At 36.8% G+C, this 16655-nt stretch carries 15 protein-coding genes and 1 pseudogene; 4 read left to right on the top strand and 12 right to left on the bottom strand.

Annotation, left to right across the window (positions count from 1 at the left end; translation table 11 throughout):
* Positions 1-15 precede the first annotated feature (15 nt).
* From MKX82_RS20430 to MKX82_RS20445, 4 genes are all read right to left on the bottom strand, one after another.
* On the bottom strand, positions 16-897 hold the full coding sequence (locus tag MKX82_RS20430) for a LysR family transcriptional regulator (protein WP_341079731.1): 882 nt from the start codon (positions 895-897) through the stop codon (positions 16-18).
* Between the two features lie 70 nt (positions 898-967).
* Complete coding sequence (locus tag MKX82_RS20435; RefSeq protein WP_341079733.1) at positions 968-2245, bottom strand: four-carbon acid sugar kinase family protein; 1278 nt, start codon at positions 2243-2245, stop codon at positions 968-970.
* Between the two features lie 12 nt (positions 2246-2257).
* A complete protein-coding gene (locus MKX82_RS20440; RefSeq protein WP_341079734.1) occupies positions 2258-2899 on the bottom strand; it encodes a class II aldolase/adducin family protein in 642 nt (213 codons plus the stop codon).
* Between the two features lie 56 nt (positions 2900-2955).
* A complete protein-coding gene (locus MKX82_RS20445) occupies positions 2956-4035 on the bottom strand; it encodes an isocitrate/isopropylmalate dehydrogenase family protein (protein ID WP_341079736.1) in 1080 nt (359 codons plus the stop codon).
* Positions 4036-4389: 354 nt separating this feature from the next.
* On the opposite strand from MKX82_RS20445, the gene MKX82_RS20450 reads away from it, so the two are divergent.
* On the top strand, positions 4390-4884 hold the full coding sequence (locus tag MKX82_RS20450) for a PTS sugar transporter subunit IIA (RefSeq protein ID WP_341079738.1): 495 nt from the start codon (positions 4390-4392) through the stop codon (positions 4882-4884).
* Between the two features lie 48 nt (positions 4885-4932).
* Here MKX82_RS20450 and MKX82_RS20455 read toward each other — a convergent pair whose 3' ends face one another.
* The 3 genes from MKX82_RS20455 to MKX82_RS20465 form a co-directional block, all read right to left on the bottom strand.
* Complete coding sequence (locus MKX82_RS20455) at positions 4933-5712, bottom strand: TerC family protein (RefSeq protein WP_341079740.1); 780 nt, start codon at positions 5710-5712, stop codon at positions 4933-4935.
* A gap of 74 nt (positions 5713-5786) precedes the next feature.
* Positions 5787-7079 carry a CitMHS family transporter gene (locus MKX82_RS20460; protein WP_341079742.1) on the bottom strand — a complete coding sequence of 431 codons (1293 nt, stop codon included), beginning with the start codon at positions 7077-7079 and terminating at the stop codon, positions 5787-5789.
* 35 nt (positions 7080-7114) lie between these two features.
* Positions 7115-8194: an isocitrate/isopropylmalate dehydrogenase family protein gene (locus MKX82_RS20465; RefSeq protein WP_341081572.1), complete on the bottom strand. Its 1080-nt coding sequence runs from the start codon at positions 8192-8194 to the stop codon at positions 7115-7117.
* A 256-nt stretch (positions 8195-8450) separates the two neighbouring features.
* Between MKX82_RS20465 and MKX82_RS20470 the strand changes: the two genes are divergently transcribed.
* A complete protein-coding gene (locus tag MKX82_RS20470) occupies positions 8451-9074 on the top strand; it encodes an RraA family protein (RefSeq protein WP_341079744.1) in 624 nt (207 codons plus the stop codon).
* 53 nt (positions 9075-9127) lie between these two features.
* Positions 9128-10282: an MFS transporter gene (locus MKX82_RS20475; RefSeq protein WP_341079746.1), complete on the top strand. Its 1155-nt coding sequence runs from the start codon at positions 9128-9130 to the stop codon at positions 10280-10282.
* Between the two features lie 38 nt (positions 10283-10320).
* Here MKX82_RS20475 and MKX82_RS20480 read toward each other — a convergent pair whose 3' ends face one another.
* The gene (locus MKX82_RS20480; RefSeq protein WP_341079748.1) at positions 10321-11106 is read right to left on the bottom strand and encodes a class I SAM-dependent methyltransferase; all 786 of its coding nucleotides are present in this window, start codon (positions 11104-11106) and stop codon (positions 10321-10323) included.
* A gap of 339 nt (positions 11107-11445) precedes the next feature.
* Here MKX82_RS20480 and MKX82_RS20485 point away from each other — a divergent pair, with 339 nt between their 5' ends.
* The gene (locus tag MKX82_RS20485) at positions 11446-12324 is read left to right on the top strand and encodes a VanW family protein (RefSeq protein ID WP_237943248.1); all 879 of its coding nucleotides are present in this window, start codon (positions 11446-11448) and stop codon (positions 12322-12324) included.
* 160 nt (positions 12325-12484) lie between these two features.
* Here MKX82_RS20485 and MKX82_RS20490 read toward each other — a convergent pair whose 3' ends face one another.
* The 4 genes and pseudogenes from MKX82_RS20490 to pdxR form a co-directional block, all read right to left on the bottom strand.
* Entirely contained in the window at positions 12485-12922 is a 438-nt protein-coding gene (locus MKX82_RS20490) for a S1 domain-containing RNA-binding protein (RefSeq protein ID WP_233314822.1), read from the bottom strand.
* Positions 12923-13198: 276 nt separating this feature from the next.
* Positions 13199-14077: a DMT family transporter gene (locus MKX82_RS20495; protein ID WP_341081574.1), complete on the bottom strand. Its 879-nt coding sequence runs from the start codon at positions 14075-14077 to the stop codon at positions 13199-13201.
* A 102-nt stretch (positions 14078-14179) separates the two neighbouring features.
* On the bottom strand, positions 14180-15088 hold the full coding sequence (locus MKX82_RS20500) for a D-alanine--D-alanine ligase (protein WP_251648079.1): 909 nt from the start codon (positions 15086-15088) through the stop codon (positions 14180-14182).
* Positions 15089-15092: 4 nt separating this feature from the next.
* Positions 15093-16537: pseudogene (pdxR, locus tag MKX82_RS20505) on the bottom strand (MocR-like pyridoxine biosynthesis transcription factor PdxR).
* Between the last annotated feature and the right edge of the window lie 118 nt (positions 16538-16655).

Genomic DNA, 16655 nt, shown 5'->3' on the forward strand with positions numbered 1-16655 from the left:
CCATCACTTTAAAATTTAATTTTGTTTAGATATCATATCTTGGAAGTTTATTTCGTCCATAAACTCAATGAAGGTTCTTACTAATTTCAAATTATAGTCATCTTGATTGTAGAACATCCAAGTGTGTCTAGTTATTGGATTATTATCTTTATCATTTAAGGGCAGCTGATATAAATTCCCTGTGTTTTTAATAACTAAGCTGGGCATTATCGCATACCCTAAATCATGTGCTACCATTTCCCTGCAAGTGTCTGTTTTATCTACTTTAATTCCAACTTTCGGGGGAACGGAAAAGTTCTCTGACCACCATGTATCTATCATATCTTGAAGTTTAACATCACATATATAATCAATTCGGGGTAATGTTGGAAGTTCTGCCAAATCGATTTTACTATAAGATACTAATGATAAGTTCTCTTCTAGTAATAATCTTTTTCCTCCAATCCACTTGTAATCTCCTCTTACAAATCCAATATGAATTTCGTGATTGTACACTTGATTATATATTTGGCTGCTCCATTTGCTTGTTAAGCTGAAATTAACTTTTGGATGCCTTGATTTAAACTCTTTAAGAACTGGCGGAATTTTTCTTGTAATAAAACTAGAAACACCTAGTCGTAATGTACCAGAAATTTCTTCATCCATATTAGCTAAATGATCCTGTACCTCTATATCTCTTGTAATCATTTCATCTGCATAGTTAACGAGGTATTCTCCTTGAGGTGTGAACTGAATTCCTTTTTTACTGCGATGAACGATTGTTACCTTATATTCTGCTTCCATTTGTTGAATTCTTTTTGTAAGTGCTGGCTGTGACATGAACAGACTTTCTGCAACTTTTGTTATATTTTTTTCCTTGTATAACTTCTGCAATATCTGCCAATCTCGTTTGTCCATGTTATACCCTCCTGAAATCATAACTTCTAGATTAAATTATATAGAACGTTAATTGATTTAGAAAGCGCACTTACGATGTAGTTAATTCTTTTAAATGCGAAACTGCTTTAACAAGAAAGTCCTTCTTACCGAAACTGCCTGACTTCAGTACAATTAACATTTCCTTATCAATTACTAATCCGGAAGGCACACCAGTATCAATTTCCTTCACAATATAATTTCCTTTAATCTCTAAATGCCTGCATACAGTGCCAGAAGTATCTCCGCCAGCAACGACAATTCTTTTTAAATCTAAAGAATCAGTCAATCTTTTAGAAACAGCGGCTAAAAAACCTGATATTTTTTTACTAATAATTAATTCACTAAATCCCTTGAGTTTTCCAATTTCCTTTGTTTCCTTTACGATGATTGGATTATTTTCTGCCATAATCAACACATCTTGCCCGTCTCTTAACCGTAATTTCGCTTCGTTATAGACTTTATCAAGTTCTTCTTGATAATTGCTGTCTAAGATTTTCCTTGAATCAACTACTATGGAGAAAACGCCTGATTCTATTAACTCTTTTGTCTGTTCTTTTGTTTGCGGTGTTAGGCTTCCTGATATAATTAGAACTCCATTTGAATCCTTTATCGATACAGTGCTTGCTAAATTAGGAAACGCTGATTTGGGCAGAACTTTAGGCAGTTCTTCTCCTAATGCCGAGCTGCCAGCAAGTACTCTAAACCCTGCTGCTGCTTGTGCGATTATAGTTAAGTCTTCTTGTGTTTGACCATCAATGATTACGTACTGATAATCATTTTTTGCCTCTTCAATCGCCTTTTTTAATTCTTCAGGACCTTTTCTGACTGTCTCTAAATAAATAGAGGTTACATTTCTTCTTGTCTGTTTTTTCAAAATTGATTCTAGGTTGGACTCTATCATTGGATGAACGGGATCATGGAAGAACTCTGAATCTTCTAGTCTCTTGCCATTAACCTTGTGAATCCCATTTGTGGTTGTACGGCCGTTTTGTGGAAAAGAAAGAGAAATAATTGCAAAATCTTCATTCAATTCATCGAGCATGGCATCAAATTCCACACCTATATTGCCTCTAAACACAGAGCATGTTTTATTATAAAACATCGTACAACCTGCCTTTTGTAAAATCTTTGTTGCTTTAAATACTTTATCATAGGCAGTATTGGGACTGTCTAAGCGGCTGTCTGTATCGATAATAACTACATCTGCATCCCTTACAATTTCCATATTTTCTTCAAAGGTAAGCACCTTTACCTTATAGCCGCTCTTAGAAAACATGATGCCAATATCATTAGCACCAGTTGTATCATCTGCTACTACACCAATCATTTTTAAGCCTCCTTATCGTTTAATCCTTGGCTTATAAAGAGACTCTTCCAAAAACTCCGTCACTTTATAGTCAGGCAGCGAATGTAATTCAACCCCACTGGATTTTGCTGTCAGGATCATTCTGCATGTCATTTCTAATGTTTCTAATCTCATTAAGGCTTCTGATATGGAAGTATCCATCACTACTACTCCATGATTACGCATCATTATTACATCTGATTTATTGGCCTCTTCTGCTATCGCTTCTCCTAGATCTCTTGTTCCAGGATGGTAATAATCTACATAGCCGATATTTTCCAGGTAATAAAAGTTTTCAATAAACAGGTTTGCGAGTATGTGTTCTTTACTGCATGCAAAGAGTGTTGTATAAAATGGTGAGGAATGAATAACCGCTTGTACATCTGGCCTTGTTTTATATATTCCTGTATGCATTGGTGTTTCTTTTGAAGCTTTTCTTTCACTTAAGTTTTTTTCATACTGAAGGTCAAATAGAACAAAATCTTCATCTTTCAAGTCACCCATAAAGGTACCTGAAGCGGTTATAAGCATTGTTTTATCATCAACTCGGCTGCTGATATTGCCTGATGTACCCCATGCCAGCTTATTTTCGAGCATATATTTACCACAGTTTATCAATCCATCACTTATAGTCATGTGTAAATCCTCCTATAGAAAAAACCAAACAGCTACCCGTTTGGTTTTTATTTTGTTTACGCTCGCATTCTCTTGATAACAGCTTCTGTGAATTCTGTAGTAGATGCCGAACCGCCAAGGTCACGGGTAGTTGGTCCTTCGGCAATCGTTTGTAAGACAGCATTTTCGATTATTTCTGCAATAACGTTCAGATTATTATCATCATGATGGTTTGCAAGCCACTGAAGCAGCATCACTGTTGAAAGAAGCATACTTGTTGGATTAGCAACATTTTGTCCAGCGATATCCGGTGCAGACCCATGTGCTGCCTGTGCCATTGCCTGCTCTCCATTTGTATTTAGTGATGCTGACAAACCAAGACTTCCTACTAGTTCACCTGCTAGGTCTGATAGTATGTCTCCGAATAGATTAGTAGTTACAATAACATCAAACTCTTCTGCTCTTCTTACTAGGTGAGCTGTCATGGCATCAATATGGAAATCATTCACTTCTACTTCTGGATAATACTTTTCACCAACCTCATAACAAACATCACGGAATAATTCATAAGCAAACTTGATTACATTTGCTTTATGAACGATTGTTACCTTTTTTCGTCTCGTCATTGCCAGCTTAAATGCTTCATGAGCAATTCTTTCCGTTGCTTGCCGTGTAAATACGCCTGTTACTAATGCGACGTCTTTATTTACCATATATTCTCCTGTCCCTTTATACATATTTCTATCTGACAGGAAACCCTCTGTATTTTCTCTGAAAACAACTAAATCTGCATTACCTACTAAACTAGTCGTCCCAGGCAGGGCACGGCTTGGACGTACATTAGAATATAAATCAAAATGATGTCTAAGTTCACCGCTTGGATTTCGTTTCGAGATTCTATGTTCATCAGGATAAGCAGCTGAATCATGTGGAGCCATTAACCAGCCATTCGTATCCTCCAACCCTTTTTTCGTAATTTCTGGTACAGGGTCATTATATTTTTTAATGCCTTCCCATCCCATCGGCAGCTCTTTGTATTCAAAGGTTGTACCATTATTCGCTTGTTGTGTGGCAGCCTTCAATACTTCTACGGATGCTTTTACAATTTCAGGACCAATTCCATCTCCATATAGAACACCTAATTTATAATTTGCCATCAGATAACCACCTTTATTGTTATATAAACTAACTGGTTAATAATTACTTTCTACATTTATTCTAATACAATTAAACCATAATAAAAAATATACGTTTTTTATTAAATATCATAAAAATAAGTTATGGATACAGGTTTTTAATAACCATTATTTAAGAGTTATGGTTCATAACTTTTCATTATCGCTGTCCATTCTTTTTTAGAATAATAGATAAAACCCTTGGTATCATTAGCTTTATAAGATTGTATATTCCTGTGCTTCCAGAATTGAATTGACGAAGCGTTTCCCACTCGTTACATTTACGATAAAGGTAACAAGAGTTCTTATGTCTCTTGTATGAAAGGAGATTCAATCATGTTTAAAAATAGCCATCAGAAGAAAACAGAAGCACACTCTATTTTCACTCCTGCAGATGGAAGTTTTGTCTCTTTAGAAACTGTGCCAGATCCTATCTTCAGCAATAAGCTTGTTGGTGAAGGCTTCGCCGTGGATCCTTCCAATGGCATAATTGTTTCACCTGTTACTGGGGAGGTCACCCATATTTCTCAAACAAACCATGTTATGACGATTAGAAATGCAGAGGATATTGATGTTTTAATCCATATTGGACTTGAAACCGCTTCTCTAAAAGGGGAGCCTTTTAAAGCTTTAGTACAGATGGGGCAATCGGTGAAAAAAGGGGAGCCTTTAATTGACTTTAACTTAACTTATTTAAAAGATAATGCTTATAGTCCCTTAATATTAGTTATCTTGCCTAATATTAAGAACAAAAATTATTCAATTATATGGCAAGATGAAGTTACTTTAGTTGCTGGAGAAACAAAAATTTTATCTGTTGTAGAAAGATAAGACACTAAAAAAAGTGCCTGTTGAAAAATCGGCACTTTTTTTGTTCTATTAAACTTTTGTTAGCTCTCTTTTCGGTTGCTTGTTAACCTCTTCAACATTCTCCTCCATTTTTTCTGCAAACATAACGTCTATGGACTCCTTTGATTCAATGGAAATTGTTTCATGTGCATTACCAGCAGCTGCCTGTTTGTTTTTATAAATCCCTCCCTCAACTACTAATGCGATCACTACTATTTCAAATCCATATTTCAACAATGGATTTTGGAAGTATGTACTCAAAAAAGGTTCGGCAACGATCATTTTGGAGGCTGTCCATGCTAGGATTGCGGAACCAAACGTAATAATAACAGGAAAACGTTCAATCCATTTCAATATTAAAGTGCTGCACCACATCACAACAGGAATAGAAACTAATAAGCCAATCACTACTAAGAGGATACTTCCATGAGCTGCTCCAGCCACAGCTAACACATTATCCAGTCCCATTAATGCATCTGCAATAATAACTGTTCTTACAGCTCCCCAAAAATTATTGCTTGATTTTATATCACTATGTTCCTCCTTTTCTACTAATAATTTATAAGAAATAAAAACTAGCATTAACCCTCCTGCTAAATGTAAGCCTGGTACTTTTAACAGCCATACGACAGCCAAAGTTGCTGCAATTCGAATGATAATCGCACCAAGAGAACCCCACATGATAACTTTTTTCTGTTGATCTTTAGGCAGATTCCTCGCCGCAAGTCCTATAAGAATAGCATTATCACCTGCTAATACTAAATCAATAACAATAATAGAAAGTAATGCTGTTAAAAATTCGAACTCCATATTGTTCCTCCTTCTCTAATATAAATAGCCCTTTTTTGAAAAGGGCTATTCTATGAAAGTTTAAGCTTATTTAATTACAGTGCCATTGCTCCTGTTAAAATTCCGACAATAATCATGACAACGGCTGTTAAGAGAATCCAGCCCATTGTATATTTTTGTAATTTACCTAGATCACTTCGTATTAATTCTATTAACACCCATAATGGTGCAGATGTTGGCCCAATCAAGTGTATTGTCTGTCCAATTACAGATGCTCGCGCAATACTGACAGAATCTACCCCGTATTGACTGCCTGCTTCTGCTAAGACAGGTAATGCCCCGAAGAAAAAGGCATCATTTGACATTAGGAAGCTAAGCGGCAGACCAATGATTGCAACAATGATGGTATAGTATTCTCCAAACGCACTTGGAATAATAGAAACGATATCATTTGCCATATGGTCAACCATTTCTGTACCTTGAAGGATACCTGTGAATATCCCCGCTCCAAGCACAAGTGATACAACTGGTATGGCATTAGAAGCATGCTGTTTGAGCACCTTTTTTTGTTCTTCGATATTTGGGAAGTTAACCACTAAAGCAATAGCGAACCCAATGATGAAGAGAATATACAGCTCTACTACGTCCAGAATTAAGACGCCCATTATTGCTAGAGTGAGAAATAAGTTAAACCAAATGATTTTAGAATTCTTCTTTTCTCGCACTTCTGCAGTTGCTGCAATCTCTTGATTGTATTTAGCTATAACTTCCGCTCCAAGACGTTTTCGTTCTCTTTTTCCTAAAAAGTACGCAATCGCAAGTGTAGAAATCGCCCCGGCCAACATTACTGGCAACATCGGAATAAAATATTCATTCGCATTAAGACCTAGCACACTAATTGCTCTTGTTGCAGATCCGCCCCACGGTGTGCTCCCTGCAATAATTCCTAAGGACATGATGGAGACAGTTGCTAATATTAATGGGTTCATCCCGATTTTTCTGTAAACAGGCAGCATGGCAGAACAAATAATCATATATGTTGTTGTTCCATCCCCGTCTAATGCTACTAGCAATGCTAGTATCGCCGTCCCCATTGCTATTTTAACTGGATCTCCTTTAGCAATCTTTAAAATCATATTACTAACAGGATCAAATAAGCCTGTATCCATCATGATACCAAAGTACAGAATTGCAAATAACAGTAGTACTGCTGTAGGAGCGGTAAGCTCTACTCCCTGTACCATCATATCTCCCAATTTTGACCCAAATCCCCCGAGTAAGGCAAAAATCACAGGAACAAAAATGATGGCTGTAAATGCAATCAATCGCTTAGACATGACTAAGTAAGTGAAAACCGCAATAGTTAGAAACCCTAGAATTGATAACAAATTTATACCCCCAAACACATTGAATGCGTTTTCATTTATTTGACAGCTAACTCACCAATTCTTGTGATAATCGCTTCTGCAAACTCAGACGTAGATGCTGTCCCTCCCAAGTCTCCAGTCATTGTCCCGTCTTTAAGGCAGCTATTAATTCCTTGTTCAACAAGCTGACCGACTTGGTGTAATTTAGAGTCATGATGTCTTTCACTCAGCCAATCCATCAGCATAACAGTAGACAACATAATGCCGATAGGATTTGCAATATTTTTGCCAGCAATATCTGGTGCCGAGCCGTGAGCTGCTTGCGCCATTGCCTGATTATCATTCGTATTGATAGAAGGAGCTAATCCTAGGCTTCCAACTAATTCACCAGCTAAATCTGATAAAATATCACCAAACATATTCTCTGTTACTATAATATCAAAATCTCTTGCTCTGCGGACTAAGTGTGCTGTCATTGCATCGATATGGTAGTCATCAACCGTAACCTCTGGGTATTGTTGCGCTACCTCTTTACATGTATTTAAGAAAAGGCCTGTTCCCAGTTTAATAACATTTGCTTTATGAACAATCGTCACTTTTTTCCTGCGCTGCATCGCCATTTTAAAGGCAGCGTGTGCGATTCTTTCAGCAGCCTTCTTCGTAAATACACCTGCAGATACGACAACTTCTGGTGTTATTTGCCATTCACCTCCGCCAATATGCATGTTTCTATCTGTATAGAAGCCTTCTGTATTTTCACGGTAAATAATTAAATCTGCTTCCCCAACAACACTTTTTGCCCCAGGCATTGTTTTAGCTGGTCTGATATTTGCATATAAATCTAAAGTGTGGCGAAGTTCACCGCTTGGGTTTCTTTTTGCTTTATGTTCAGGCGGATATGCTGCAGAATCGTGTGGTCCTAAAATCCAACCATCACAGTCATTTAACATTTCCTTCGTATAACTAGGTGTTGGATCATTGTACTTTTCAATTCCTTCCCACCCCATTGGAAGCTCTATCCAATCAAACTTTACATCTAACTCTTGTGCAGCTGCTTTAAAAACCTTTACTGTAGCGCTTACAATTTCTGGCCCAATGCCATCACCTTGTAATACTCCTAACTTATATGCCTTCATCATCTCATCTCCCTATTTCGTTTGTGCTTATAGATTTTCAATATTGAATTTCTACTATCACTGTAATATAAAGCTAACGATAAATGAAATATCGCTTTTTTATGTTTATCCATAACTATTTTTTATTTTCCTATCCACCGGTGTGATCATATTAACCATTACTTTTTTTTATCGATAACAATAACTTATATTGATTTCTATAATATAGTGGATTTTTTGTATAATGGTAGAAAATATAATAACAAGGGAGAGGCTTATGGAGAACATAATAGAGCAATTTAAAGGCATTCCTACTACATCGATTTCCGATTCTATGAATGGATTAAATAATCTGGACCCTTCTATAAAGCCAATTAAGGATGAATATTCTTTTGCTGGCAGAGCACTTACTGTTAAAATTCCAGTTGGTGATAATTTGGCCGTTCTAAAAGCCATCAGAGAGTCAAAACCTAATGATGTTATTATTGTCGATGCTAAGGGAGATACATACAGAGCTGCTGCCGGGGACTTTGTAATTGGTATGGCAAAAACGCTTGGGGCTGGTGCATTTGTTGTAGATGGTGCAATCCGAGATATAAATGGCATTAAAGATCTCGATTTCCCTGTTTTTTGTAAAGGGACAACTGTAGCAGCTGGAGGAAAAGCTGGCATGGGAGAGATTAATATCCCGATTTCTTGCGGAGGTGTTACGGTAAAACCAGGTGATATCATTGTCGGCGATATTGACGGTGTTGTCGTAATTCCACAGGAACAGGAAGAAGAAATATTGGCAAACTCACTTGATAGAGTGGAAAAAGATAAAGCAAGAGAAGAACAAATCTCAGGCAATAAAGAAGAAATTATTAAATATCTTGATCAAATGATTCATTCTGCAAAATAAGTATTCATGAAAGGAAGACATCTGCTCTTCCTTTTTATTATGGGGAGATAAGTATGATGTTGAGAATAATAATATTTTCTGTTTTTGCTTTTCAATTAATTATTAATATTACTCGTCCAATTATTACGTTATATGCATCTGACTTAGGATCAAATACATTTGAAATAGGTATATTAACCGCTGCGTTCGCCTTCTTCCCACTTCTTTTTGCTTTACATGCTGGCAGAATAGCTGATAAGTATGGAGATCGTTATCCGGTTATTTTTGGGATGATTGGATTAGCTGTAGGTATGTTTTTCCCATACTTTTTCACCTCTATTTCGGCTTTGTATATTAGTCAGTTAATTGTAGGGATATCGAATATTTTTATCGCTGTTTCTCTGCAAAATGTTATAGGTACTATAGCTACCGAATCGAATCGAGATCAATATTTCAGTATGTTTGGCATGGCAGTTGCTGCTGCTGCTGTATTAGGTCCGATGCTTGGGGGATATATCTCTGAACACTATAATTATAATAGTGTGTTTCTCATTTCCCTGCTATTATCTATCCTGCCTATTATCATAAGCTTAAAAATACCTGCCATTAAAAAGGATGTGGGTGAGAAGAAAAGCATTATCGAATCAATTGGGTTATTAAAAATACCATTATTGAAGAAGGCTTTATTTTCAAGTGCCTTAGTTTTGTATTCTAGAGATATTTTCGTTGCCTATTTTCCTATTCTTGCAAAGGAGTCACATTTATCCAATTCACAAATTGGGCTCGTTATTTCATTACAAGGATTAGCGATGATTATAATTCGCTTTATTTTACCGAGACTGCTTTTAATTATGGGCAGAGACTATATTTTATTTATCTCTGTTCTGCTGGCCGGTGCATCTTTTCTGCTTATTCCATTTACCGGAAGTCTGACTTTTTATTGTGTCTTTAGCTGCTTGATGGGCTTTGGTCTTGGCTGTGGCCAGCCGTTATCTCTGACTACTACTTATAACGCTTCACCGTTAAACAGAACTGGGGAAGTGCTAGGGTTAAGACTTTCTACCAATAGACTATCCCAATTAATTGCACCAATATTTTTCGGAATAGTAGGCACGTGGATGGGAATTTTATCTGTTTTTCTTTTTAGCGGCTTTTTCTTAATTGGTGGTTCTTGGTTTATTAAAGGAAACAAGACTAATGGTGGAGGTACAGTTAAAATAAACAAATAATAAAAAGATAAGCTGGTGGCAGCTTATCTTTTTCGTGTTCATTTCTTCTCCAAAAGCACCATCCATTCATCGAGTTTAAAGGAGAGCACCTCACTTTCCTCCAATTGAAACCCAAAGTAATCTAGTACATTTACTTCAGTATTATCGATGTACTTTGCAACTTTCTTAATCTGCTCTAGAGAAGATGTTGTTCGTTCTACCCAGCTTTTATATTCCATCTGTTTCTTTCTAACTTTGGATTTCACAAGGACAAGACCAGTCTCGTCAATCCAGCTTTCCCACTCATTCCGCGTATAACAGCGAACATGACTGCTGTCGCGTAATCGTTCTAATGTATTAATAAACTCATCAAATTTACTCTCATCTGGTGCTATATTATCAATTAATAGCAGCTTTCCTCCCGGTTTAAGAACCCGATGTGATTCTTTTAAAAATTCCTTGGCATCCGGAAAATGGTGTGCCGCAATTCTGCATGTCACTAAATCAAAGCTTTCGTCTAAAAACGGCAGATTTTCAGCATCTGCCACAATGAAGTGTATATTGGATGCATCTACATCTAAGAACTGTTTTGCTTCCTTTAACATTTCAACTGTTAAATCTGTTGCATACACTTCTTTAACTTGAGGAGCTAAGAGCTTTGTAACATGACCGCCCCCAGCAGCTACATCTAAGACAGTCCAACTCTCTTTCGGCGCAGTCCATTCTAGCAAAATTTGTAAGTCTTCTCCTTTTGAATGGCTTTTGCTTTCTACATATTTTTTAGCGTTCTTTCCAAATTGTTGCTTTACCTCCGCCTTTACATCATTGAAGTTTTTATCATTCATTCTCATCACCTCTACCTATACTATACAATCATATTAATGAAGATTATCATCGGAAATACTAATGGTTCTCCATAACATTTAATTATTACGCTGCATTTTCTTCTTAAAAACAATAATAAAAAATCCGCATACCCGCAAAAAAGATGCGTTATACCTAATACTATAGCCATTACCACAAATGGCAGGCTTTTCCAAATTCATCCCTCTTACTATTACTTATCAATGGAAGAATGAGAACGTCTACCAATACATGATGACATCCTTGTTAGTATTCGTAGCATTTTAGACTACATAAAATGCAGGCTTTCATTTCATACTTATTATAGGGGGTTTTTGGATATGTATTTTAGTTGGATGCTTGCACTAATCATGTATACGCAACAAATGACGATGACAGATGATTTAATAATTACTAACAAAGGCGAGGAAATGTTTGTAGTTAATCGTTCTAACTTTTCCATGCAATACCCTGTATTGCCTTTTTTAGATACAGATAAGCTGGAGAGTTTTATGGATGAAATAGATCAGCAAATAAGTAAAAAACCTAAAAATGCGATTATTGATACAAACGGCAGTATTATCTCAGAACAGGTTGGCTACCGATTAAACAGGGCCGTTTTTACAGATAAGGTGTATGACTATTTTTTCTCTAACGGTTCAGCTGCTCTGGATATTCCTATAAGAGCCAATTATCCTCGAGTAGATAGTGAATTGCTCGGCAATATTAGAGGAGAAAAAATTGGACAGTATATTACTTTCTTTAATCCATATAACAAAGAACGTAATAACAATATTAATCTTGCTGCAAAAGCAATCAATAATTATGTCCTATTTCCAGGGGAAAGCTTTTCGTTTAATAAAGTGGTTGGTGAAAGAACAATGGAACGAGGTTATTTACCATCTACAGCCATTGTAAACGGGGAATACTCTGAACAATTTGGGGGAGGAATTTGCCAAGTTTCCTCTACTCTATTTAATGCAGTCGATAACGCAGGCTTAAATATTGTCCAGCGATTTACACATAGCAGAGGTGTTTCTTACGTTCCTGTTAAGCGAGATGCCACTGTAAGCTGGGATGGACCTGATTTGGTTTTTAAAAATGATTATAATCAGCCAATACTCATACTTGCTCGATCCATCAATAACCATATTAAAGTGGATATTTATTCTTCTGATGTAATTACATACACACCTAAGCAGGTGCCATATCTTCCTTAGAAAAACAAAAATACTCCCAAGTTAACTAACTTGGGAGTATTTTTTATGAATCAAAGTAACCCATCAAAGATAGATATCAAGTAGACTCTATTGCAGGTGCAAGCGCGCAAGTATAAAGCTCATCATTATTTAACATTAATAAGAGCTAAAACATGCATTATTATCCACGCCTGCCTCCTCGTCCACCTCTTTTACCTTCTGTATTATGTTTAAGAGATGATAAGCTCTCTTCACTGCTCTTTAGGAATTTTGCCATTTTATCTTCAAATGTTTCTTTTGGTTTAAAATTCCCTTTAGAACGGTCATTGTTTCCACGTCCTTGTGCTGGGCGAGTTCGTGGTTTATAAGAAGACTGACCTTCCGGCTTTTCTATCGTTTGCTTAATAGATAAAGCAATCTTTCCTTCTTTTTCACTTAAAACCTTTACTTGTACCATATCACCAATTTTCAGATGATCATTTACATCTTTTACATAGCTGTCTGCCACTTCACTAATATGCACAAGTCCTGTTTTTCCCTCAGGTAACTCAATGAATGCTCCAAAATTAGTAATACCAGTTACTTTACCTTGCAATTTACTTCCTATTTCAATAGACAATATCTTTTGCCTCCTTATCTTATACAAAACAACTAATTATAACAAAAATTCGATTTGTTGACAAGACGCTTTCCCAATGTATCATTTCCTGCTCTGTCATGTCGGCTGCATTTAATATGAATTCAAGTTTAACGATAGAACTGCCATAATATCAGTATCAACACTCTGACTGAAAGTAACGTTAATAATATAAAAACACTTCTCTCATTTTGTTGATTTTCCCTTTTTAATGTCCTAAAAAACCCAATAAAATAGCCGCCAATTGGCAGCTTAAGATTATCCCTTGTCATTTTTAATAAAATTTTTACCATCAGTTGTTTTTTTGCCAATAATTACAGAGAGAACAACGATTACAGCAATCACAATTGTTACAACAGAAATAGTCTCACCTAAGAAAACAGCTGAAAACAATATCATAAAAAACGGTTGCAAATATTGAATTTGACTAACTCTGGCGATCCCGCCGATTGCCATTCCGCTATACCAGGCGACATAAGCTAGAAATTGACTTACAACTGCGAGATAACTTAAACTGAGCCACGCGGTGAATGGTGCGTGAAGCATATCAGCTGTTAAATGCATGGCAACTGGGATAATAAAAAAGGGAGCGCCAATTATAATTGCCCAGGCAATCACTTGCCAGCTTCCTAGTTCTTTTGCGAGCTTTCCGCCTTCTGCATAACTAAATCCGAGCAGTATTACTGCGGCAAGCAGGGCAATGTCAGCTAATTGTAATTGGCCGAACCCTAAATTCAGCGCATAGATAACAACAGCAGCAGAACCTATGAAGCTTGAAAGCCAGAATTTAAGAGAAGGCCTTTCGCCTGCTCTGTATATGGCAAACCCAGCTGTTGCTAATGGCAGCAGAGCTACTTCAACAGCTCCATGAGAAACTGGCAAAGACTCCATTGCCCAGGACGTTAGGAGCGGAAACCCTAACACTGCTCCTAGTGCAACAATAATAAGACTTTTGAATTGGTGAAAGGAAGGGAGCTTTTCCTTGCGGACAATCAATACGATTACAACTAAAATAGCGGCAAAAACTGTTCTTCCTAACCCGACAACTGTCGTTCCAAAGTAATCAACTGCAACACTAGTAGCAGGGAGTGTTAAACTAAAGCAAATGACACCAACTAATCCAAGCAGCATACCCATTTTTTCTCTAGCCAACTATGTTTGCCTGCCTTTCTTTATTACATAATAGTAATTCTTTGTAGTATTCCCTATTTAATGTTGGAGATCGGTAAACTTTATTCATCATGCATGCATTTTCCTTTCCTTAATGGAAGACTCGATGATTAAATCAAGGAGCTTACTGTAGGAAATCCCTGCAGACTCTGCACTTTTTGGCAGCAAGCTGTTCTTCGTCATACCTGGCAATGAATTAACTTCAAGGACATATGGAATCCCACTTTCTAGCATCATATCTACTCGTGCATAAACGCTGCATTTTAAAGACTGATAACAGCTCATCGCAGCAGAAAAAACGCGTGCTTCCATTTCTGGCAACAGCTGGACTACTTCTTCCACAGTAGCTGTGTCATCATATTTCGAGTTATAATCAAAAAACTCTCCTTTATGGCGAATTGATATGACAGGTAAAAGCTCTCCGTTTAGGATGGAACAAGTAATCTCTTCACCCTTGATATGTTTTTCAACAATTGCTTCAGTGTCCCATTTAAATACTTCATTAATGGCGGCTAGTAAGTTTTTTCGGTCATAGACAATTTTCACTCCTACACTTGACCCGCCAGAATTAGGTTTTACAATCACCGGATAACCCATCTGTTCTATTTTCTCTATCTTAAGTTCTGCCTTAGTAAGATGAATCCAGTCTGGCGTTGACACGCCTTCATAGCGGATGATTTTTTTCGAGATATTTTTATCCATGCATAAACTGCTGGAAAGCACACCGCTGCCTGTATAAGGAACACCCATCGTTTCCAGAGTGCCTTGAATAACACCATCCTCTCCAAATTTGCCATGAAGCGCCAGAAGTGCGACATCCAGATTTTTTGCCTTAGCGATTATTTCTTCTTTATGCTCAAGACAAATTGGGATTATCTCATATTTATTTTTGTCTAAATGAGCAATCATTTCTTCCCCTGTCATCAAAGAAACTTGTTTTTCGGATGAAATTCCACCCATTATTACGCCAACTCTCATTCTTCTAACCTCCATAATGTTTTTTTAAGGTTTCTCCTATCAGTTTAATCCCAGTAATAATGTCTTCTTCCTTTAGTCTCGAAAATCCTAACCGCATTGTATGATTTCCGCTGTTGTCTGTATAAAAATCATTTCCAAGGGCAAAAACCACGCCTTTTTGAGAACATTTCTTTAAGAGCTCTTGTGAATCGATCGACTTATCCAATTCAATGAATAGATGGAGACCGCCATCGCCGGTTATTCTTCGCAATGGAATGTATTTATTACAATACTGAACTGCCAATTCATACTTTTTCTTATAAACAGATCTTGCTTTTTTTATATATTTTTCAAAGTAGCCATCATTTAAATACTGATACAATATTGCCTGATCTAGAGTAGATGTATGAATGGTACGAGCTCTTTTCATGCTCTCCAAATAATTAACTCTTTGTCTGCTAAAATCCAGCCGACTCTTAAACCTGGGAACAGTATTTTAGAGAAGCTGCTTGTATAAATGACATTATTGCCGTTCCCCGCGAATGCTGCCAATGGCGCTAAATGTGCGCCAGAGTAACGCAATTCTTCATTAAAACCGTCTTCCACAATTGGAATTTGATATGCTGAGTACAGCTCCATTATTTTCTTTCTTTTTTCAGAAGATGTAACAATTCCGGTTGGGTTATGATAGGACGGTATTAAATAAGCAAAGTCATAATTATTTTTTGCCAAGAGGTCCTCAAGCATATCAATATTGATGCCGTCATCTTCCATGTCAATGCCGTCAATTTCATAGCCATGCATTCTGAATAATTTAAGTGCAGAGTGATGGGTTGGATTTTCACAAATAATCCGGCGCTGCTTCCTGTTTAGAGATGAAAGCAGAATATCGAGACCTTCTGTAAATCCATTTGTAATTAATATATCTTTATCTTTAATATCAACGCCTTTTACTTCCATATAATGAAGCAAGTAGTCGATTAGCGGTTTATACCCTTTGGCATAGCCATAATTCAGGACAACGTCTCCTTCTATAGCCATTCGATTCAGAAAAGCCCGTTTAAAATTTTCGACATCAAACAGCTTTTCGTCAGGTGCGATACTATTAAAGGAAATCACATCTTTGTTACGGCGCACTCCATGCTTCATCAGATCGTGTTTTTCTGCGAGCAGTGTTTGCTCACTCAGTTTTTCTGCCCAATTTACTTGTATAGACGGAGACTTAAAGGTTTCAACTCGGCTAACAAAATTACCCTTTCCCTTTACCGCATAAATAAGTCCTTCCTGTTCTAAATCTGCATATGCCGTTAAAACGGTATTGCGGCTAATGAATAATTCTGAGCTGAGCTCCCGCGTCGACGGCAGCTTTTGATGTTCAACCAAATGCCCGTTAGTTATCATTCTTTTTAAATATTCTTTAAGCTGAATATAGACAGGTCGCCCCTCGACGAGCTTAAAATCATTAAACACTTTATTCATCTCCTTAAGTTACATTTTTACATGCTCACAGCATTTTCAAAAGGTCCACCTAAAGTGTATTTTTAACATTTAGTGGTTCAGGAAGATTTATGTGGCTAAGTAAAATATA

The organism is Niallia sp. FSL R7-0271, assembly GCF_038005785.1.
GTDB lineage: Bacteria > Bacillota > Bacilli > Bacillales > Cytobacillaceae > Niallia.